Annotated in this window: 18 protein-coding genes; 14 read left to right on the top strand and 4 right to left on the bottom strand. The window is 64.9% G+C overall.

What is annotated here, in order from left to right:
- Positions 1 to 45 precede the first annotated feature (45 nt).
- Together IP89_RS07555 and IP89_RS07560 are read right to left on the bottom strand one after the other, a co-directional pair.
- Positions 46 to 933: a hemin ABC transporter substrate-binding protein gene (locus tag IP89_RS07555; protein WP_043308763.1), complete on the bottom strand. Its 888-nt coding sequence runs from the start codon at positions 931 to 933 to the stop codon at positions 46 to 48.
- A 1-nt stretch (position 934) separates the two neighbouring features.
- Entirely contained in the window at positions 935 to 1996 is a 1062-nt protein-coding gene (locus tag IP89_RS07560) for a hemin-degrading factor (protein WP_043308764.1), read from the bottom strand.
- 210 nt (positions 1997 to 2206) lie between these two features.
- Between IP89_RS07560 and IP89_RS07565 the strand changes: the two genes are divergently transcribed.
- The 7 genes from IP89_RS07565 (at position 2207) to IP89_RS07595 (ending at position 10425) form a co-directional block, all read left to right on the top strand.
- Positions 2207 to 4423 (top strand): TonB-dependent hemoglobin/transferrin/lactoferrin family receptor, encoded by a 2217-nt coding sequence (locus IP89_RS07565; protein ID WP_043308765.1) that lies wholly within the window; start codon positions 2207 to 2209, stop codon positions 4421 to 4423.
- A gap of 208 nt (positions 4424 to 4631) precedes the next feature.
- Entirely contained in the window at positions 4632 to 5153 is a 522-nt protein-coding gene (locus tag IP89_RS07570; RefSeq protein WP_043308766.1) for an RNA polymerase sigma factor, read from the top strand.
- A 61-nt stretch (positions 5154 to 5214) separates the two neighbouring features.
- On the top strand, positions 5215 to 6171 hold the full coding sequence (locus IP89_RS07575; RefSeq protein ID WP_052080994.1) for a FecR family protein: 957 nt from the start codon (positions 5215 to 5217) through the stop codon (positions 6169 to 6171).
- Between the two features lie 127 nt (positions 6172 to 6298).
- A complete protein-coding gene (locus IP89_RS07580; protein ID WP_043308767.1) occupies positions 6299 to 8911 on the top strand; it encodes a TonB-dependent receptor in 2613 nt (870 codons plus the stop codon).
- Between the two features lie 130 nt (positions 8912 to 9041).
- Positions 9042 to 9623: a biliverdin-producing heme oxygenase gene (locus IP89_RS07585; protein ID WP_043308768.1), complete on the top strand. Its 582-nt coding sequence runs from the start codon at positions 9042 to 9044 to the stop codon at positions 9621 to 9623.
- Positions 9620 to 10051: a YbaN family protein gene (locus IP89_RS07590; protein WP_052080995.1), complete on the top strand. Its 432-nt coding sequence runs from the start codon at positions 9620 to 9622 to the stop codon at positions 10049 to 10051. The genes IP89_RS07585 and IP89_RS07590 overlap by 4 nt, the downstream gene beginning before the upstream one ends.
- 56 nt (positions 10052 to 10107) lie before the next feature.
- Positions 10108 to 10425, top strand: a complete 318-nt coding sequence (locus IP89_RS07595; RefSeq protein WP_043308769.1) for a Rieske 2Fe-2S domain-containing protein — start codon at positions 10108 to 10110, stop codon at positions 10423 to 10425.
- Here IP89_RS07595 and sfsA read toward each other — a convergent pair.
- Together sfsA and IP89_RS07605 are read right to left on the bottom strand one after the other, a co-directional pair.
- Positions 10422 to 11129, bottom strand: coding sequence for a DNA/RNA nuclease SfsA (gene sfsA / locus IP89_RS07600; protein WP_043308770.1), 708 nt, complete (start codon positions 11127 to 11129; stop codon positions 10422 to 10424). The genes IP89_RS07595 and sfsA overlap by 4 nt on opposite strands.
- Positions 11119 to 12300 (bottom strand): pyridoxal phosphate-dependent aminotransferase, encoded by a 1182-nt coding sequence (locus IP89_RS07605; RefSeq protein ID WP_043308771.1) that lies wholly within the window; start codon positions 12298 to 12300, stop codon positions 11119 to 11121. Before IP89_RS07605 ends, sfsA begins: the two co-directional genes overlap by 11 nt.
- A gap of 197 nt (positions 12301 to 12497) precedes the next feature.
- On the opposite strand from IP89_RS07605, the gene dksA reads away from it, so the two are divergent.
- The 7 genes from dksA (at position 12498) to folK (ending at position 21192) form a co-directional block, all read left to right on the top strand.
- On the top strand, positions 12498 to 12941 hold the full coding sequence (gene dksA / locus IP89_RS07610) for an RNA polymerase-binding protein DksA (protein WP_043308772.1): 444 nt from the start codon (positions 12498 to 12500) through the stop codon (positions 12939 to 12941).
- A gap of 92 nt (positions 12942 to 13033) precedes the next feature.
- Positions 13034 to 13921 carry a tRNA glutamyl-Q(34) synthetase GluQRS gene (gene gluQRS / locus IP89_RS07615; RefSeq protein ID WP_043308773.1) on the top strand — a complete coding sequence of 296 codons (888 nt, stop codon included), beginning with the start codon at positions 13034 to 13036 and terminating at the stop codon, positions 13919 to 13921.
- 109 nt (positions 13922 to 14030) lie between these two features.
- Complete coding sequence (locus IP89_RS23300) at positions 14031 to 14207, top strand: hypothetical protein (protein WP_043308774.1); 177 nt, start codon at positions 14031 to 14033, stop codon at positions 14205 to 14207.
- Positions 14191 to 17145: a sensor histidine kinase gene (locus IP89_RS07625; protein WP_043308775.1), complete on the top strand. Its 2955-nt coding sequence runs from the start codon at positions 14191 to 14193 to the stop codon at positions 17143 to 17145. Before IP89_RS23300 ends, IP89_RS07625 begins: the two co-directional genes overlap by 17 nt.
- Positions 17146 to 17200: 55 nt before the next feature.
- A complete protein-coding gene (locus IP89_RS07630; RefSeq protein WP_043308776.1) occupies positions 17201 to 18616 on the top strand; it encodes a sigma-54 dependent transcriptional regulator in 1416 nt (471 codons plus the stop codon).
- 672 nt (positions 18617 to 19288) lie between these two features.
- Entirely contained in the window at positions 19289 to 20704 is a 1416-nt protein-coding gene (locus IP89_RS07635) for a polynucleotide adenylyltransferase PcnB (RefSeq protein WP_043308778.1), read from the top strand.
- Positions 20704 to 21192 (top strand): 2-amino-4-hydroxy-6-hydroxymethyldihydropteridine diphosphokinase, encoded by a 489-nt coding sequence (gene folK / locus IP89_RS07640; RefSeq protein ID WP_043308779.1) that lies wholly within the window; start codon positions 20704 to 20706, stop codon positions 21190 to 21192. Before IP89_RS07635 ends, folK begins: the two co-directional genes overlap by 1 nt.
- Positions 21193 to 21298: the final 106 nt, after the last annotated feature.

A 21298-nucleotide genomic window follows, 5' to 3' on the forward strand; every position in this document is an offset into this window, starting at 1 on the left:
GAACGCCCATTGCCAACAGCAATGGGCGGGGTCGAAAAACAGGATTCATCGATCGAGTTCGGCCGTCAGTGCTTGCTCGGAAGGATAAAAGGCCGCCGACAGCTCGGCCAGCCCTTCAGGCAGACGCGGGCCGAGGCCACCGACCAGCAGGGTCGGGTCGAGGGTCAGCAGGCGACCTTCACGCGCGGCACTGGTCTGCTGCAGGACCGGGTTCTGCTGCAGCAGCGCCTGCCGTGCTTCCTCGCCGTGCAGGCTGCGGTCGGCGAAGATAACCACCTGCGGGTCCATGGCCAGCAGCGCCTCGTTGGAGATCGGCTTGTAGCCATTGTGCTCGGTGCGGCTCTCGCCACCGGCCCGCTCGATCAACCATACCGCCAGGCTGTCCTTGCCCGCCGCCATGATGTTGTTGCCGGCATGGCCGAGCAGCATCAGCACACGCGGTGCCTGCTGTTTCTTGCTCACCTGGGCGACCCAGTCGGCCTGGCGCTGCAGACCCTGGCGATAGGCGGCCATCTCCTCGCGAGCGCGCTCGGGCGTACCGAGCAGTTCGCCCAGACGCAGCACGTTACGCTCCAGGGTATCCAGATCCGGCTTGGCCGACAGGGTCTCGATGCGGATGCCAGCAGCCTTGATCTGCGCGATCACCGGCGGCGGGCCCATCTCCTCGCTGCCGATGAGGATGTCCGGGCGCAGCGACAGCACGCCCTCGGCAGACAGCGCGCGCTGGTAACCGACGCTCGGCAGCTTGCGCAGGGTCTGCGGGTGCAGGCTGGTGGTGTCGACACCGACCAGCTTGCTCTCACCACCCAGGCGCACCACCCACTCGCTCAGCGAGCCACCGGAGCTGACCCAGCGTTGCGGCAGATCGGCGGCCGCGGCGGCGTGGCTGAACAGCAGACTGCCGCACAGCAACAGATACTTGGACAGGCGCATCTCAGGCCTCCAGGGCGGCGATGGATTCGGCCAGCTCGCGCCACTCGACCAGCTCCGGTACGCCCGGCTTGCGCGCACCGAACAGCTGCACGACCAGCTCGCCATCGGCGTCGAAGGCCTCATAGCTGGTGATGATGCCGTCGCTGCTCGGCTTGCGTACGCGCCACAGCTCGACCACGCCCGGAGTCTTCAGGTGCAGGTTGAATTCGGGGTCGAGCACGTTGAACCAGTCGCCCATCCAGCGCAGGTTGCTTACGGTACCGGAGTGGATCTGGATGCAGTGCTGGTTGCCGACGAAGACCATGATCGGCACCTGACGACTACCGGCTTCTTCCAGCAGTTTGGGCAGCTCAGCGGTGGCCAGCGGCTCGGCCCACTCGCGACCGGCCAGGCGCAGGGCCTGGGTACGGGCGACGTCGTGGCCCTTGAGCATGGCGAAGAAGTGGTGGGTGTCCTTCAGCTCGGCCCAGTCGGCGCGCAGAGCGGCGGCGTCCACCTCGGCGTCGGCGCGCGGCGCCTTGCGCTCGGCCAGCGGCTGCAGGTCCAGCTCGGCGCTCTGCTCTGCGACGCGGAAGCGCTCGACCAGCGGCACCCAGGCAGCCTCCTCGCTCTTGGCGGTCAGGTAGACCTTGTGCACGGCAGTGCCCTGACGGTCGAAGATCTGGATGCTGCGCTGCACGCCGCGCTCGGTGTCTTCGGCGACGGCGAACACGCTGGCCCATTGGGTCATGAACAGGCGCAGGTCGATGTCCGGGGAAACCACCAGGCCCATGGCGCCGTTGGCCATCACCGACACCTCGCGGTAGTAGCCCTTGCGCTCGTGCACGCAATGCTCGTTGCGGGTCAGCGCCATGATGTAACCCAGCTCACCCAGCGCCGGCAGCAGCTCGGCCCACTCGGTGCGCAGGCGCACGGCATCCACGCCCAGGCGGCTGGCGGTCAGCTCGGCCTCGCTGACGCCGAGCTTGGCAGCGGCATCACGGGCGCGCAGGCCGGACTGTTCGGCGCGCAGTTGCTGCCAGCGCTGGTAAAGGGAGGACGTGGGCTGACTGAGATTGCTCATTGCGTTTCCTTGGGGCAGATACTGCTTATGTATTTATCTATGACGAATGACCCGGTGCGGGTCAGGAAAAATAGGCAAAGAAGCCTAACGCGAATGAATTTGAAAATCTAATTCCTTTGAGAATTATTTGCATTTGATATTGACTTTAATTACCTTCCCGCCGCCAAAACTAAATACACCGGCCAGAGAGCCACTCGCGGGAGTAATGCTATGTCCACCCCACCCTTCGCCTTGCGCTCATGGATGGCGCTGCTGTTGCTCAGCCCTTCGCTGGCATTCGCACAGACCACGGACAGCAACACCGAGCTCGCCCCGACTCAGGTCACCGGTAACGTCGTGCAGGAAGCGCTGCCGACCACCACCAAGACCGACGCCAAAACCCTCGAAGAGCGCCAGATCCGCAGCTTCGACGACCTCGGCAAGCGCGCCGAACCCGGCGTGAACTACAGCCGCAGCAGCGAGAGCATCAACATCCGCGGCCTGGATCGCGATCGCGTGCTGATCACCATCGACGGCATCCGCGTGCCGTGGCTGACCGACGGCGCCCGCAGCCAGGGCCCGACCGGTGGCGCTCAGGGCGGCCTCGATTCGGTCGACTTCAACGGCCTGTCCTCGGTGGACATCGTGCGCGGCTCCAACTCCAGCGTGGTCGGCTCCGGCGCCCTGGGTGGCGCGGTTCAGCTGCACACCCTCAACCCCGAGGACCTGCTGGGCAGGGACAAGGACTTCGGCAGCCTGATCAAGACCGACTACGACAGCGCCGACAACAGCTGGGGCCTGAACGGCGCCCTCGCCGGCCGCTACCAGGACACCTCCTGGCTGCTGCAGGCCGGCCAGCGTCAGGGCCATGAGCTGGAAAGCGGTGGCAACGACGATACCTACGGCACCAGCCGCACCGAGGCCAACCCGGCCGATACCGATCAGCAGAGCCTGCTGGTCAAGCTGCAGCAGCGCTTCGACGGCGGCCACAAGGTCGGCTTCACCGGCGAGCTGTTCCAGCGCGAGAACGACATCGATACCCGCACCGGCCAAGGCACTACCTACCGGATCGGTGAAAATGGCACGAATGAACACACCAAGCGCCAACGCCTATCCGCTGACTACTCCTTCCGCGCGGAAGACGGCGAAAGCCTCATCGACAGCGCCAACGCCATCGCCTACTGGCAGAAACTACGTCGTAACGATGACCAAGATGGCATCCGCCGGACGACTCCAATCGGGGCCTTTGGCCGTGACAATCAAATAGAAAAAGAGATGTACGGCATCTCTGGCGATATCGGCAAAAGTCTAGAAATCGCTGGGCTTGCGAACAAACTGACGCTGGGAGCCGAGCTCTACCAGATCAATACCGAACAAGTCTCCGAGGGCTATGACAACTGCCCGCCGGTCTACGGCCCATTCCACACTTGCAACTTCCTGCACACCAACCAGGCGGACATGCCGAAGGCCGAAGGCACCCAGTGGGCAATATATGCCACCGACGAAATCGCTTTCGCTGATGGGCGCATCAAGCTGACCCCTGGCCTGCGCTACGACCACTACAAGCAAGAGCCAAAGGCAACCAGCGACTTCGACAACAACGTCAATCCGGCCAACGACCAGACCCTGTCGTCGACCAAGGACCACAAACTGTCCGGCAGCTTGCTTGCCACCTGGCAGGTCGCCGAAGAAGCCATGCTTTATGCGCAGTGGGCCCAGGGCTTCAAAGCTCCGGACGCCACTCAGCTGTACATGAACTACGGCGCCGAAAGTAGCTACCTGCGCCTGGGTAACACCGATCTCAAGCCAGAGGAAAGCAACGGTTACGAGATTGGCGCACAACTGGGTAACGAAAAGCTGGGCGGGTCGATCAGTCTGTTCGACAACCACTACAAGAACTTTATCGACGATGATGTAGCAGTCGATGCGGCGACCCTTGCTGCAATCGGCCTGTCCCTATCAGATTACCCGATGGGTGTGACCCGTACCGAGAACCGCGCCAAGGTGCAGATCTACGGTGCCGAACTGGCCGCCCACTGGGAGTTCGTGCCGCACTGGAAAGTCTGGGGTTCCGTGGCCTGGGCCAACGGCGAAGACCTGCAGACCAACCAGCGCCTAAGCTCGGTAGCCCCGATCACCAGCTTGCTGGGCCTGAGCTACGAGCGCGACCAGTACGGCGCCGACCTGATGCTGCGCGCCGCTGCGGCACGCAACAAGGTCGAGAACGATAGCGATTTCGAGGCCCCCGGCTACGGCGTGGTCGACATGACCGGCTGGTGGCAGCCCGCAGAGCTGAAAGGCGTGAAGCTGCAGGCCGGCCTGTTCAACGCCCTGGGCAAGAAATACTGGAGCGCCCTGAACGTGCCTACCGGCAACCTGGCTCAGCCGGACGACTACTACAGCGAGGTCGGCCGCAACTTCCGCGTCTCCGCTTCCTGGCAGTACTGAGTTCCACTTCGCGCAGGGACGCGCGCCCTCTTCAACGCCTCGGATGCATCGGTCGAAAGACCGGGCTCCGGGGCGTTTTCGTCTGCGCCCGAATCATTCCATGGCAATCCAGCCGTAGCTCAGCACATTACCAAGCCAGTTCGGCCTTGTGCCCAGCCCTCGAACTCAACAATAATAATTATCATTTGATTCAGAGAATGGATATCCAGTGAGCAGTTCCAATCTCGACGCCGTCTTTGTCGCTCAGCGCACCAGCCTGCTGCGCACCCTGGCGAGAATGGTGAAGAACCCCAGCATCGCCGAAGAGCTGGTCCAGGAGACCTACCTGCGAGTAGCGCGCACCTTGCTACAGCGTCCGGTGGAACATCTGGAACCCTTCCTTTTCCAGACCGGTCGCAACCTCGCCCTCGATCACCTGCGGCGCCTGCGCATGCAATCGCGCACGCTGATGGAGGATGTCTCCGACGAGGAACTGCAGGCCGTGCCCTCCAGCGCTCCTACGGTCGAAGAAGGCCTGCATGCAGAGCAACTGCTCGAGCGCCTGGGTTCCACGATCGAGCGTCTGACCCCACGCCAGCAGCAGATCTTCATCCTCAGCCGCCTGCATGGCTGTGGCTATGCCGAGATCGCCGAGCAGCTCGGCGTGTCGTCGAGCACCGTGCAGAAAGAGCTGAAACTGATTATGGCCATCTGCTTTGACCTGCTGGCCCGCCTGGACCAGCCAACGTGACAGGCTACCCATCCGCTATCCCCTGGACGACAATAGCCATCCCCGTCCCGAGGATTCCGGCGTGACCGTCCCATCCCAGCAACCCGCAGCCGATCACGAGTGCCTATCCCAGGCGCTGGACTGGTTGATTCGCCTGGACGATGCCGACGAGACCACCCGCGCCGAGTTCGACGCCTGGCTGCAAGCCAGCGAAGAAAATGCTCGCGCCTACCGGCAAGCCAGCCAGATGTGGGGTTCGCCGCTGCTCGGCGCAGCCGCCTCCGGGCTGAATCAAATCAACCAGCAGCGCCAACGCCGTCGTCGCCGCGTGACCCGGCGCGCCGCAGCGTCTGCCGCCGCTCTACTGCTGAGCATCGCCGGCGTGCTGCAGAGTGATCTGCCACAGCGCCTGCAGGCCGACCATGTCACAGCCGTGGGCCAGCGCCAGCAATTGCAACTGGCCGACGGCTCACGTGTGTTACTCAACACCGATACCGCGCTAGCCAGCCAGATGGATGACTACCGCCGCAGCACTCGGCTGCTGTACGGCGAGGCCTACTTCAACGTGGCCCATGACCATAGCCGCCCGTTCGAAGTGGAGGCCGGGCCGGTGCAGGTCAGCGTGCGCGGCACTGCATTCGCTGTGCGCTACCTGGATGACGAAGCCGAAGTCAGCGTAGAGCGCGGCGAAGTCGACCTGCGCACTCCGCGTGGTGACACCAGCATCAGCCTCGGCGCCGGCGATAGCATCCGCATCGGCCCAAACGGCTTCGGCCCGCGTCGGCACAAGCCGCAGGAGCAGTCGCCGCTGGCCTGGGTGCAGGGCCGCCTGGTGTTCGAGAACTGCCCTCTGCATGAAGTGCTCGCCGAACTACGGCGCTACTACCCCGGCTGGATCGTCAACACCGACGAACGCCTGGCCAACCTCAGTGTCACCGGCAACTACCGTCTGGATGATCCCGTTGGCGCCATGCGCTCGTTGGCCCTCGTCACTTCGGCCCACCTGCATGAACTGCCCCGCGTACTGATCCTCGACTGACCCGTTCACCATCGCCGCAAAGATTTCCGAAGTTTTTTTACGCGCTTCGCTGCACTCGTTCGTTTCGTTAAATGCCAATGCTATTAATTCGCATTAATAGACAAATAACGACCAGAAGAGAGCTCCGATGCCCGCCCCCTCCCGACGCTCCACCCTCGATCGCCTGCGCGCACCGACTGCCCTGTCGCTGCTGACTCTGTCCATCGCCGTGGCATTCGTACCGGCCACCCAGGCCGTGGCCGCCGAGACCAACGCCCAGGCCGAAGCCGGTTTCCGCTTCGATATCCAGCGCCAGCCGCTGAACAGCGCGCTCAACGCCTTCAGTGCGGTCACCGGCTGGCAGGTGGGCCTGCAGGCGGATCTGGCCGAGAACGTCACCTCGCCGGGCGTCAACGGCACTCTTCCAGCCGAACAGGCCCTGCATCGCCTACTCGCCGGCAGCGACCTGGATTTCGTCCAGGTTGGACCGAACAACGTCGTACTGCAGCGCATCCCGCGTAGTGAGGCGTTTGAGCTGCAACCGCAGACCATCACGGCCACCCTGCACGCCCGTGACCTCGACGATGTACCGGTCACCGTCAGCGTTCAGGATCGCGCCAGCCTCGACCGCAACAACGTCAACGACATCAAGGAATTGGTGCGCTACGAGCCTGGCGTGTCGGTCGGCGGCACCGGCCAGCGCTCCGGGATCACCGGCTACAACATCCGCGGTATCGATGGTAACCGCGTGTTGACCCAGGTCGATGGCGTCGAAATCCCAGCCAGCTTCTACTACGGCCCCTACGCCAACACGCAGCGCAACTATGTCGACCCGGAGATCATCAAGCGCGTAGAAGTCCTCCGCGGCCCGGCCTCAGCCCTGTATGGCAGCAACGCCATCGGCGGCGCGGTGAGTTACTTCACCCTGGATGCCAGCGACATCATCAAGGACGGCAGCGACGTCGGCGCCCGCCTGAAGACCGGCTACAGCTCCGCCGACGACAGCTGGCTGAAATCGGCCACCGTTGCCGGCCGCCAGGGACAGTTCGACGCCCTGTTGCATCTGTCCCGTCGTGACGGTCATGAGACCGAGTCTTACGGTAATGACGGCGGCATCGGTCTGGCCCGCACCGAAGCCAACCCCGAAGACGTTCGCACGACCAACGTCCTGGCCAAACTGGGCTGGAACTACAACGACAGTGACCGCCTGCAGTTGACGTACGAAAAATACAAGGACGACCGCGACAGTAATCAACTCAGCGCCGTCGGCGGGCCATTCAACGCCCCGACCATAGGTGCGGGACAGAATTACTACGCAGGTCGCAGCGGCAATGACACCATCACCCGCGAGCGCTTCGGCCTGGCGCACAGCCTGGCTCTGGACAGCCTGCTGGCCGACAGCCTGGAGTGGAGCCTGAACTACCAGATTGCCAAGACTGACCAGAGCACCCAAGAGCACTACACCGCCAGGAACTTCTTTACGCAGGCCATCACCCGCGACGTGATGCGCTATCGCAGCACCGACTACAAAGATCGCCAGTGGGTACTCAACGCCCAGCTGGACAAGGCCTTCACTCTGGGTGAGACCGATCACCTGCTGACCTACGGCCTCAGCCTCAAACGCCAGGATGTCACCGGCCAACGCAGCGGCTACGGCGTGTGCCTGCGCGCCCTGAGCGTCAACTGTCCCACCGCTGGCGCGATCAGCAACAATACGGCCGATACCCTCACCACCCAGAGCGACTTCCCGGATCCGACCGTGGATGTCTACGGCGTATTTCTGCAAGACGAAATCCGCTGGAACCAGTGGACCTTCCTGCCAGGCCTGCGCTACGACCGCACCAAGCTCAAACCCGAGCTGACCGACGAGTACCTTGCCAGTGCTGTAGCAGGCAGCACCTTCGAGGCCACTGAAGAGAGCAAGACCTGGCAACGTGTTTCACCCAAGCTCGGTGTCACCTACGCTTTCGATGAAAGCTACACCGGCTTCGCCCAGTACGCAGAAGGCTTCCGCACACCTACGGCCAAGGAGATGTATGGCCGCTTCCGAAACAGCAACCCGCCCTACATCGTGGAGCCCAACCCGAACCTCGACCCGGAAACCAGCCGCAGCCTGGAAGCCGGTCTGCGCGGCAATTTCGATGGTGGCAACTTCAGCCTGGCCGTGTTCTACAACCGTTATCGTGACTTCATCGACGAGGATGCCGTGGGTGCAACTGGCGGCCTAACCGTGTTCCAGAGCCGCAATATCAGCCGCGCCAGCATTCGCGGGGCGGAAGCCAAGGGCCGCCTGAACCTGGACAACTTCGGCGCCCTGCCAGGGCTGTACACCCAAGGTTCTATCGCCTATGCCCGTGGTCGCGACGAGGAAACCGGCGAACCGCTAAACAGCGTGAATCCGCTGACCGGCGTTTTCGGCCTGGGCTACGAGCAGGAGCGTTTCGGCGGCCTGCTGAACTGGACATTGGTCAAACACAAGAGCCGCATCGACCACAGCGGCTTCAACTCCCCGACCGGCGACGGCAGCCAGTTCGCCACGCCCGGCTACGGCATCCTCGACCTGAGTGGCTACTACAAGCTGAGCGACGACCTGACTGTCAACGCCGGCCTGTACAACCTGACCGACAAGAAGTACTGGCTGTGGGATGACGTGCGCGGCTACGACGGTAACGGCGAGGCTGGCGTAACGGCCCCCGCCAACCTCGACCGCCTGACCCAGCCGGGCCGCAACTTCTCCATCAACCTGGTGTGGGACATCTGACCCACGCCTGAACGCCCCGTCCCGGCCGTTGCCCACACGCAGCGAACGGGACGGGGCGTTGTCGTTTACGCGCTTTGCCCACCTTATTCGTCACGTCTTCTGACATCCCTATTGCAAGGACCCGGTTCCGATGAGCACCCTGCGTTCCCAGCGTCTAAATCAGGCCACCCACGCCCCTCATGCGCGCCTCGACAGCACCGTCAAGGCGCAAGACCCGTTCTCCAGTCGCGAGAACTTCAGCCCCTTCGTTCAGGCCCAATACCTGTTCCAGTCCGAACTGCAGGCGCTGTATCAGAACGCCGAACTGATCGCCACCTTCCCCGACCTCGCCGCCCGCTGCCGCGCCCGCCAGGCCGAGGCCGACCTCGCTGACCTCGGCGCCGCCGTACCGGCTGCAGTAGAGGGTGCTCCTGCCAACCTGTCGCGCGCCGAAGCCCTGGGTTGGCTGTTCGTCTCCGAGGGCTCCAAGCTGGGCGCCGCCTTCCTGATCAAGCGCGTCGCCGCGCTGGGCCTGACCGAGACCTTCGGCGCTCGCCACTTGGCCGAGCCGGAAGGCGGTCGCGCCGCGGGCTGGAAGCTGTTCACCCACACCCTCGACGCCCTGGAGCTCAGCGAAGAAGAAGACCGCGCGGCAGAGGCCGGCGCCCTGGCGGCCTTCGAGCGCTTCGCCGACCTGCTGCAACACAGCTACGCCCAGGCCAAGGCTGCTTGAACCACGCCCCACGCTCGCGCCTGGTGCGCCTGCTCTATGCCCTGCTGGCCTACACCTCCCTCGGTGTCGGCCTGGTGGGGCTGGTGCTGCCCGGCCTGCCGACTACCGAGTTCGTGCTGCTCGCCGCCTGGGCCGCCTCACGCAGCTCGCCACGGCTCAGCCAGTGGCTGGAGAATCACCGCCTGTTCGGCCCGATCCTGGCCAACTGGCGTAACGGCCGGGCCATCGCCCGCCGCGCCAAGCTCGCCGCCAGCGCCTCGATGCTGATGGCCCTGGCGATCATGCTGCTCACTCTGCCCCACGGTTACTGGCTGTATGCAGTGATCGCCGGCATGGCTGTCGGCAACCTGTGGATCTGGTCGCGTCCCGACCGCAATGCCGAACCCTCCCCGCTCCTGCCGCCAGTTAGCGTGCATCCCGACGCCTGAGCGCGACAGGCCGGCCACGCCTGCGGGATAATCCCGGCTCTGGCGTGGAGAGACTCATGATTCATCTGTGCGCCCCGCATGAGCTGGCCGAGGGCCAGAGCCGGGGCTTTATCGTTGCCGGGCGCAAACTGCTGGCGGTACGCCGCGACGGCCGTGCCTACGTCTACCTGAACAGCTGTCCGCACCGCGGCCTGACCCTGGAGTGGCGCGCCGACGACTTCCTCGACGCCAGCGGCAGCCTGCTGCAGTGCGCCCACCACGGCGCGCTGTTCCTCATCGAGAATGGCGAATGCGTGACCGGCCCCTGCGCCGGCCAGTCGCTGCAGGCGCTTGCCTGCCGGGAAAACGCCGCCGGCCTGTGGGTCGAGGCCTAGGCCAGCACTTCGAGGCACCGCACCAGGCGCACTTCCTGCGGGTCGATATCGACGCCGTAGGCCAACACCTCTACTCCCGCCGCACGCGCCTCGCGCAGGCCCGCGGCATAGGCCGGGTCGATCTCCTCGGCGGCGCGCACCGCGTCGATGCCGGCCAGGTTCACGCAATACAGCAGCACCGCACGCACACCCTGGCGCGCCAGGGCGGCCAGCTCGCGCAGATGCTTGGCGCCACGCTCGGTCACCGCATCGGGAAAGGCGGCGACAGTGGAATCGGCGAAGCCCAGGGTCACACTCTTCACCTCAAGGAACAGCGAGCCGCTCAGGTAGTCCAGGCGAAAGTCCGCACGGCTGCCTTCGCTGCCGTAAGCCACCTCGCGCTTGAGACCGGTGAAGCCGGCCAGCTCGGTGATGATGCCGGCGCGCAGCGCCTCCTCCACCAGCGCATTGGCCCGCCCGGTATTCAGGCAGGCCAGCCGCCCGTGCGGCGTCTCACCCAGCTCCCAGGTGCCCGGCAGCTTGCGCTTGGGGTCGTTGGAGCGGCTGAACCAGACCCGCCCGCCCTCGCTCAGGCAATTGAGCATGGAGCCGGTATTGGGGCAGTGGATGGTCAACGCCTCACCGCCGCTCGTCTCGATGTCGGCGAGGAAGCGCTTGTAGCGGCGCAGCAGGCGCCCCTCTTCCAGCGGCGGATCAAAGCGCATCGGGATTCCAGGTCTTCAGGCCGCGGGCGATACGCTCGACCGCCTGCTGCAGGCGCTCGACGTTCTGCGTGTAGGCGAAACGCACATGGTGGCCGGCCAGGTGGCGACCGAAGTCCAGCCCTGGGGTGAAGGCCACGTGCTCGGTCTCGATGAAGTGCCGGCAGAAGGCGAAGGCATCGCCGCCGAAGGCCGAGATGTCCGCATATAAATAGAAGGCGCCTTCCGGTTCCACGGCGATGCGGAAGCCCAGCTCGCGCAGGGCTGGCAACAGGTAGTCGCGGCGGCGCTGGAACTCGTGGCGGCGCTCCTCGAAGATCGCCAGGGTCTGCGGTTCGAAACAGGCCAGAGCGGCATGCTGGGCCATGGAGGGAGCGCTGATGTAGAGGTTCTGCGCCAGCTTCTCCAGCTCCGGCACCGCCTGTTGCGGCGCCACCAGCCAACCCAGACGCCAGCCGGTCATACCGAAATATTTGGAGAAACTGTTGAGGACGAAGGCGTCGTCGTCCACCTCCAGCACGCTGGCTGCATCGCAGCCGTAGGTCAGGCCGTGGTAGATCTCGTCCACCACCAGGTGGCCACCGCGCTGCTTGAGGGTGCTCGCCAGTGCCGCCAGCTCATCCTTGTGCAGCAGGGTGCCGGTCGGGTTGGCCGGCGAGGCGACCAAGGCGCCGACGCTGTCGCCGTCCCAGTGCCGCTCGACCAGCTGCGGGGTGAGTTGGTAACGGCTCTCGGGACCAACCGGCACCAGCTGCGCGGCGCCTTCGACCAGGCGCAGGAAGTGGCGATTGCAGGGGTAGCCCGGATCGGCCAGCAGCCAGTGCTTGCCTGGATCGACCAGCAGGCTGGAGGCCAGCAACAGGGCGCCGGAACCACCGGGAGTAATCAGCACGCGCTCGGGGTCGATATCCACACCGTAGCGACTGGCGTAGAAACCGGCGATGGCCTGGCGCAACTGTGGAATGCCGCGCGCCGCGGTGTAGCGGGTGTGCCCGGCGGCCAGCGCGGCCTGACCAGCGCGCACGATGGGTTCGGCGGTAGTGAAGTCCGGCTCGCCGATCTCCAGATGGATCACATCATGGCCGGCGGCCTGCAGCTCGTTGGCACGGGCCAGCAGGGCCATGACGTGGAAAGGTTCGATGGCGCGACTGCGCGCACTGAAGGGCTGGGCCATTGGCCTTCCTTTATCCAGGAAAAGGGGGGATTCTAACCAACTGACCTGCAACCCCGTAACAAGCGAGACAACCGGGAGTAGCATCGCCGGAATCGATCTGGTAAGTTCGCCCGCTTGCAGCCGCAGGCCCGGTGCACTTGCCCGGCAAAGGAACAGATCCTGCGCAATGGATCAGAGAAAGTGAGAGGCGGTCATCCATGCCCACCAAAGCAAAACAGAACGGCAACCAGCTGATTCGTGGCTTCGAACCCTATAAAGAGAAGAAGGGTGAGGAGTACATGAGCGATCCGATGCGTGCTCACTTCACCAGCATCCTCAACAAGTGGAAGCTGGAGCTGATGCAGGAAGTGGATCGCACCGTGCACCACATGCAGGACGAAGCTGCCAACTTCCCGGACCCGGCCGACCGTGCCAGCCAGGAAGAAGAGTTCAGCCTGGAACTGCGCGCCCGCGATCGCGAGCGCAAGCTGATCAAGAAAATCGACGAGACGCTGCAGCTGATCGAAGACAACGAGTACGGCTGGTGCGACTCGTGTGGCGTGGAAATCGGCATCCGCCGTCTGGAAGCCCGCCCCACTGCGACCCTGTGCATCGATTGCAAGACCCTCGCGGAAATCAAAGAGAAGCAGCTCGGTTCCTGAGTTGCACACGGGGCGCCAAGGCGCCCCGTTTCATTTTCGGCGACCGATAAGCGGACTGGCGCCGCACGCGCCCAGCCGATAGCCTCGCTGCAATGAACGATTCCCCCTACATCGGGCGCTTCGCCCCCACCCCCAGTGGCTACCTGCACTTAGGCTCGCTGGTGGCCGCGCTCGCCTCCTATCTGGACGCACGCAGTGTCGGTGGCCAGTGGCTGCTGCGCATGGAAGACCTCGACCCGCCACGCGAGATGCCTGGCGCCCAGGACGCCATCCTGCACAGCCTGGAAACCTACGGCTTCGAGTGGGACGGCACGCTGGTGCGCCAGAGCGAGCGCCACGATGAATATGCTGCGCTGATCCGCCGCCTGTTCGAGCAGGGCCTGGCCTACGCCTGCACCTGCTCGCGCAAGCAGCTGGAGGGGGGGGGCGGCATCTATCCGGGCACCTGCCGCAACGCCGGGCATCCTGACCACGACGCGGCCATCCGCCTGCGTGTGCCTGAGTTGGAGTACCGCTTCACTGATCGCGTGCAGGGCGAATTCCGCCAGCACCTGGGTCGCGAGGTCGGCGATTTCGTCATCCGCCGCCGCGATGGCCTGTTCGCCTACCAACTGGCCGTGGTGCTGGATGACGCCTGGCAGGGCGTCACCGACGTGGTGCGCGGTGCCGACCTGCTCGACTCCACGCCACGCCAGCTCTACCTGCAGGAGCTGCTCGGCCTGTCGCAGCCGCGCTACCTGCACGTGCCGCTGATCATTCAGCCGGACGGCCACAAGCTGGGTAAAAGCTACCGCTCGCCACCGCTGCCGACCGACCAGGCGCCACCGCTGCTGATCCGCGCCCTGCGCGCCCTCGGCCAGCGTCCGCCGGCCGAGCTGGCCGGAGCCACCCCGCGCGAAGTGCTGACCTGGGGTGTGGCGCACTGGGACGCCAACAACATTCCGCACAGCCGCACCCTGGCCGAAGCCCAGTTGCGCTGAACAACGCCACGACAGCGAAAACGGCCAGCCGCACTCACCGATGGAGCCAGCGGCTTCCCCGCCATCGTGCGCTCCCGTACCATCCGGCCATCCCGTACGGACCCGAACTATGTACATCTACCGACTGGTACTGATCCTGGTGGTGGGCATCTACCTGTTCTCCCCCGCCATCATGGACTGGTGGATCGACCCCGATGGCGCCTGGTACAGGCCCTACCTGCTGTGGCTGATCCTCATCGTCGTCACCCTGATACTGCAGAGCCAGCGCGATGCCGACGAGCTTTGATCTCAGCCAGCTGATCCTGATCAGCTGCGCCTACCTACTGTTGCTGTTCGGCGTGGCCTGGGTCAGCGAGAAGGGCCTGATCCCGCGTTGGGTGATCCGCCATCCGCTGACCTACACCCTGTCGCTCGGTGTCTACGCCAGTGCCTGGGCCTTCTATGGCACGGTCGGCCTGGCCTACCAGTACGGCTTCGGCTTCCTTGCCAGTTACCTGGGGGTGACCGGCGCCTTCCTCCTGGCGCCGGTGCTGCTCTACCCGATCCTGCGTATCACCCGCACCTATCAGCTGTCGTCGCTGGCCGACCTGTTCGCCTTCCGCTTCCGCAGCACCTGGGCCGGCGTGCTCACCACACTGTTCATGCTGGTCGGCGTGCTGCCGCTGCTGGCCCTGCAGATCCAGGCGGTGGCCGACTCCATCGGCATCCTCACCCGCGAGCCGCTGCAGTACCGCTTCGCCCTCGGCTACTGTGCGCTGATCACCCTGTTCACCATCCTCTTTGGCGCCCGCCATATCGCCACCCGCGAGAAGCACGAGGGCCTGGTGTTCGCCATCGCCTTCGAGTCGGTGGTCAAGCTGCTGGCCCTCGGCGGCATCGGCCTGTACGCCCTGTACCAGGTGTTCGGCGGCCCCAGCGAACTGGAGCAGTGGCTGCTGCAGAACCAGCACGCGCTGAACGAGCTGCACACGCCGCTGCAGGAAGGCCCCTGGCGCACCCTGCTGCTGGTGTTCTTCGCCTCGGCCATCGTCATGCCGCACATGTACCACATGACCTTCACCGAGAACCTCAACCCGCGCGCCATCGTCAGCGCCAGCTGGGGCCTGCCGCTACTCCTGCTGTTGATGAGCCTGTCGGTGCCGCTGATCCTCTGGGCCAGCCTGAAGATCGGCGCCACCACCAACCCGGAATACTTCACCCTGGGCCTGGGCCTGGCCATGGGCAATCGCGAGCTGGCGCTGCTGGCCTATGTCGGCGGCCTGTCGGCGTCTAGCGGACTGATCATCGTCAGCACCCTGGCACTGTCCGGCATGGCCCTCAACCACCTGGTGCTGCCGCTCTATCAACCTCCCGCGGAAGGCAATATCTACCGCTGGCTGAAGTGGACCCGCCGCGGCCTGATCCTCGCCATCATCGCCGCCGCCTACGGCTTCTACCTGCTGCTCGGCGCCGAGCAGGACCTGGCCAACCTCGGCATCGTCGCCTTCGTCGCCACCCTGCAGTTCCTCCCCGGCGTGCTCTCGGTGCTGTACTGGCCCACCGCCAACCACCGCGGCTTCATCGCCGGTCTGCTCGCCGGCATCGCGGTCTGGGCGCTGAGCATGCTGGTACCGCTGGTCAGCAACCTGCAGGGCGTGCACCTGCCATGGTTCGACATCGTCTACGTGCTCGACGAGAACAGCTGGCACCTGGCCGCCGTCGGCTCGCTGGCGGCCAACGTACTGGTGTTCACCCTGGTCTCGCTGTTCACCGAAGCCAGCGACGAAGAGAAGAGCGCGGCCGAGGCCTGCACCGTGGACAACGTACGCCGTCCGCAGCGCCGCGAGCTGCTGGCCGGCTCGCCGCAGGAGTTCGCTGCAGAGCTGGCCAAGCCGCTCGGCGCGGTCACCGCACAGAAGGAAGTGGAACGCGCCCTGCGCGATCTGCACCTGCCGTTCGACGAGCGCCGTCCCTATGCCCTGCGCCGTCTGCGCGACCGCCTCGAGGCCAACCTCTCAGGCCTGATGGGCCCCAGCGTGGCGCAGGACATCGTCGAGACCTTCCTGCCCTACAAGTCCGGCAGCGCGGCCTATGTCAGCGAGGACATCCACTTCATCGAGAGCCGCCTGGAGGACTACCAGTCGCGCCTCACTGGCCTGGCCGCCGAGCTCGACGCCCTGCGCCGTTTCCACCGCCAGACCCTGCAGGAGCTGCCGATGGGCGTGTGCTCCCTGGCCAAGGACCAGGAAGTACTGATGTGGAACCGCGCCATGGAAGAGCTCACCGGCATCAGCGCGCAGCGCGTGGTCGGCTCGCGCCTGCAGAGCATCGAGGAACCCTGGCATAGCCTGTTGCAGGAGTTCATCGCCCAGGACGGCGAGCACCTGCACAAACAGCATCTGCAGCTGGATGGCGAAGTGCGCTGGCTCAACCTGCACAAGGCCGCCATCGAGGAGCCGCTGGCCCCGGGTAACAGTGGCCTGGTGTTACTGGTCGAGGACGTTACCGAGACTCGCGTGCTGGAAGACCAACTGGTGCACTCCGAGCGCCTGGCCAGCATCGGCCGCCTGGCCGCCGGGGTAGCCCACGAGATCGGCAACCCGGTCACCGGCATTGCCTGCCTGGCGCAGAACCTGCGCGAAGAGCGCGAGGGCGACGAAGAGGTCGACGAGATCAGCAACCAGATTCTCGACCAGACCAAGCGCATCTCGCGCATCGTCCAGTCGCTGATGAACTTCGCCCATGCCGGCCAGCAGGAACGCGCCGAATATCCGGTGAGCCTGGCCGACGTGGCGCAGGACGCCATCGGCCTGCTGTCGTTGAACCGCAACAGCACCGAGGTGCAGTTCTTCAACCTGTGCGATCCGGAACACCTGGCCAAGGGCGACCCCCAGCGCCTGGCCCAGGTACTGATCAACCTGCTGTCGAACGCGCGCGATGCCTCGCCGGTCGGCGGCGCCATCCGCGTGCGCAGCGAAATGGCGGAACACAGCGTCGAACTGATAGTCGAGGATGAAGGCACAGGCATACCGCAGGCGATCATGGACCGCCTGTTCGAACCCTTCTTCACCACCAAGGACCCGGGCAAAGGCACCGGTTTGGGGCTCGCACTGGTCTATTCGATCGTGGAAGAGCATTATGGACAGATCACCATCGACAGCCCGGCCGATCCGGAACGCCAACGCGGGACCCGATTCCGCGTTACTCTGCCGCGCTATGTCGAAGCGACGTCCGTAGCGACCTGAGTAGTGACCTAGAACCGCCCCAGGGGCAGGTTCGGAGACCGTCGAGAGAGAATCAATGCCGCACATCCTCATCGTCGAAGACGAAACCATCATCCGCTCCGCCCTGCGCCGCCTGCTGGAACGCAACCAGTATCAGGTCAGCGAGGCCGGTTCGGTGCAGGAGGCTCAGGAGCGCTACAGCATCCCGTCCTTCGACTTGGTAGTCAGCGACCTGCGCCTGCCCGGTGCCCCCGGTACCGAGCTGATCAAACTGGCCGAAGGCACGCCGGTGCTGATCATGACCAGCTATGCCAGCCTGCGCTCGGCGGTGGACTCGATGAAGATGGGCGCGGTGGACTACATCGCCAAGCCCTTCGACCACGACGAGATGCTGCAGGCCGTGGCGCGCATCCTGCGCGATCACCAGGAAGCCCGGCGCACCCCGCCGAGCGAGGCACCGAGCAAATCCGCCGGCAAGGCCGGGGCCGCCGCCGAAGGCGACATCGGCATCATCGGCTCCTGCGCCGCCATGCAGGACCTCTACAGCAAGATTCGCAAGGTCGCCCCCACCGACTCCAACGTGCTGGTGCAGGGAGAGTCCGGCACCGGCAAGGAGCTGGTCGCCCGCGCCCTGCACAACCTGTCCAAGCGCGCCAAGGCGCCGCTGATCTCGGTGAACTGCGCGGCCATTCCGGAAACCCTGATCGAGTCCGAACTGTTCGGCCACGAAAAAGGCGCCTTCACCGGCGCCAGCGCCGGCCGTGCCGGCCTGGTGGAAGCAGCCGATGGCGGCACCCTGTTCCTCGACGAGATCGGTGAGCTGCCGCTGGAGGCCCAGGCCCGCCTGCTGCGCGTACTGCAGGAAGGCGAGATTCGCCGGGTCGGTTCGGTGCAGTCGCAGAAGGTCGACGTGCGCCTGATCGCCGCCACCCACCGCGACCTCAAGACGCTGGCCAAGACCGGCCAGTTCCGCGAGGACCTTTATTACCGCCTGCACGTCATCGCGCTCAAACTGCCGCCGCTGCGCGAGCGTGGCAGCGACGTAGTGGAGATCGCCCAGTCCTTCCTGGCCCGCCAGTGCCAGCGCATGGGCCGCGACAACCTGCGCTTCGCCCATGACGCCGAGCAGGCGATCCGCCACTACTCCTGGCCCGGCAACGTGCGCGAGCTGGAAAATGCCATCGAGCGTTCGGTGATCCTCTGCGAGGGCAACGAGATTTCCGCCGAGCTGCTGGGCATCGACATTGAGCTCGACGACCTGAGCGATGACGACTTCAGCGAGCAACCCTCGCTACAGGCCGCCGCCAACAGCCACGAGCCGACCGAGGACCTGTCGCTGGAGGACTACTTCCAGCACTTCGTGCTCGAGCACCAGGACCACATGACCGAGACCGAGCTGGCACGCAAGCTCGGCATCAGCCGCAAGTGCCTGTGGGAACGCCGTCAGCGCCTGGGCATCCCGCGGCGCAAGTCGGGAGCCGCCGCAGGCTAGAACGAGGCGGCGGGGTGACACTCGCACGCAAGGCGAGTTCCCCCACTGTTACCTCCAGACAAACATCGCGTAACAAAGCCGGGTTCATCGGTAACGAGAACCCGGCTTTTTTCTGCCCGCAAGCAATGCACGAAAACGCTAAACCATTGAAAACAAAGGAATCATAAAAACTGGCACGGGTTCTGCTTTATCTCTGGCACAACAACAATAAGAACGCTTGACCTCAACAATAAAAACAATACAGAACGACTCCAGCACAACAAAAACAACAACGCGGAGGCGCAGCTAACTGATTCTTTTGGAGAGGATTTGCCTTTGGGGTTCGCCCCACGACCAGGCCGAGAACAATAAAAACTGCACTAAAGCAGTGCCTGCACTGGTTGGATCACGGAATGATCTTGGCAGCATCAGCATCCAAAGCAATCCGTTTGCTACTGGTACCCGGTTTGGGATACCTAAAACGGGCCTACAACAAGAACAACAGGCCCGCTATAACAATAAAAACAAAGCACGCACCAATTTGGGGGGGAGCTTCGGCTCCCCCAGTAGCTTCAGTCCCCTCGTCATCCCCAGCCTGCCTTTACCATCCTTCCTGCTCCCGATGCTAGAATCCGCGCCAATCGTGCGGTTACCGGTATTTCCGGCCGCTTATCCCTGCAAACAGTGCCTCCCATGCTGAAAAAGCTGTTCAAGTCCCTCCGTTCGCCGCTTTCGCTCAAGCGCCAAGCTCGTCATCGCAGCACGCCGGAAGTGCTCGGCCCGCGCCAGCACTCGCTGCAACGCGGCCAGTTCAGCCGCAACGCGGTGGGCGTGGTCGACCGCCTGCAGAAGGCTGGCTACCAGGCCTACCTGGTCGGCGGTTGCGTCCGTGACCTGCTGATCGGCGTGCAGCCCAAGGACTTCGACGTGGCTACCAGTGCCACCCCCGAGCAGGTCCGCGCCGAGTTCCGCAATGCTCGGGTGATCGGCCGCCGCTTCAAGCTGGCCCACGTGCACTTCGGCCGCGAGATCATCGAGGTCGCCACTTTCCGCAGCAACCACCCGCAGGGCGACGACGAGGAAGACAGCCACCTGTCCTCGCGCAACGAGAGCGGGCGCATCCTGCGCGACAACGTCTATGGCACCCAGGAGAGCGACGCCCAGCGCCGCGACTTCACCATCAATGCCCTGTACTTCGATATCAGTGGCGAGCGCGTGCTGGACTACGCGCATGGCGTGCACGACATCCGCAACCGCCTGATCCGCCTGATCGGCGATCCCGAGCAGCGCTACCTGGAAGACCCGGTGCGCATGCTCCGTGCCGTGCGTTTCGCCGCCAAGCTGGACTTCGAGATCGAGAAGCACAGCGCCGCGCCGATCCGCCGTCTGGCGCCGATGCTGCGCGACATCCCCGCCGCCCGCCTGTTCGAGGAAGTGCTCAAGCTGTTCCTCTCCGGCTACGCCGAACGCACCTTCGAGCTGCTGGTCGAGTACGACCTGTTCGCCCCGCTGTTCCCGGCCAGTGCCAAGGCGCTGGAACGTGATCCCGACTACACCGGTGACCTGATCCGTCAGGCCCTGGCCAACACCGACGAGCGCATCGCCCTGGGCAAGCCGGTGACTCCAGCCTTCCTCTTCGCCGCCCTGCTCTGGCCAGCCATTCCAGCTCGCGCGGCGCAGCTGCAGGCGCGCGGCATGCCGCCGATCCCGGCCATGCAGGAAGCGGCGCACGACCTGATCGTCGAGCAGTGCAAGCGCATCGCCATTCCCAAGCGCTTCACCATCCCGATCCGCGAGATCTGGGACATGCAGGAACGCCTGCCACGCCGCAGTGGCAAGCGTGCCGACCTGCTGCTGGAGAACCCGCGTTTCCGCGCTGGCTACGACTTCCTGCTGCTGCGCGAAGACGCCGGCGAGCAGACCGACGGCCTCGGCGACTGGTGGACCGACTACCAGGACGCCACCGATAGCGAGCGCCGCAGCATGATCCGCGACCTCGGCAATCGCCAGGAAGAAGACGGCGAAGGCAGTGCGCCTGCACGCAAGCGTCGTCGCGGTGGGCGCAATCGCCGTCGCGGCCCGCGTAGCGACGCCCCCGCCAGCGAATAATGGAAAGGGTCTACATCGGTCTCGGCAGCAACCTGGCCGAGCCGCGCCAGCAGCTCGAGGCGGCACTTGCCGCCATCGCCGCGCTGCCCAGCAGCCAGCTGGCCGCTACCTCCTCCCTGTATGCCAGCGACCCGCTGGGCCCACCCGACCAGCCCCGCTACGTCAACGCCGTGGCGGCCCTGGACACCGAGCTTGCGCCGCTGCAGCTACTCGATGCCCTGCAGCGCATCGAGCTGGAACAGGGCCGCGTGCGCAAGGCCGAGCGCTGGGGCCCACGCACGCTTGACCTGGACATCCTACTGTTCGGCGACCGCCTGCTCAGCGAGGAACGCCTGACGGTGCCGCACTACCATATGCACGCCCGCGCCTTCGTGCTGTATCCGCTGGCGGAGATCGCTCCCGCAGATCTGCAACTGGCCGACGGGCGCAACCTGCCTGCGCTGCTCGCAGTCTGCCCCTACCTCGGGCTGGAGCGCCTGCCGCGCTGATTCGCGGACTGCCGGTAACGCCGTAACAGCGCGGTAACACCCGTGATTGACTTCACGCCCCCCCATCTGGACTATAGGCGTCCCGTTGCCCCGAGGCGGTGCAGAG

The organism is Pseudomonas sp. ML96 (genome assembly GCF_000761545.1).
In the GTDB taxonomy this organism is placed as follows: domain Bacteria; phylum Pseudomonadota; class Gammaproteobacteria; order Pseudomonadales; family Pseudomonadaceae; genus Aquipseudomonas.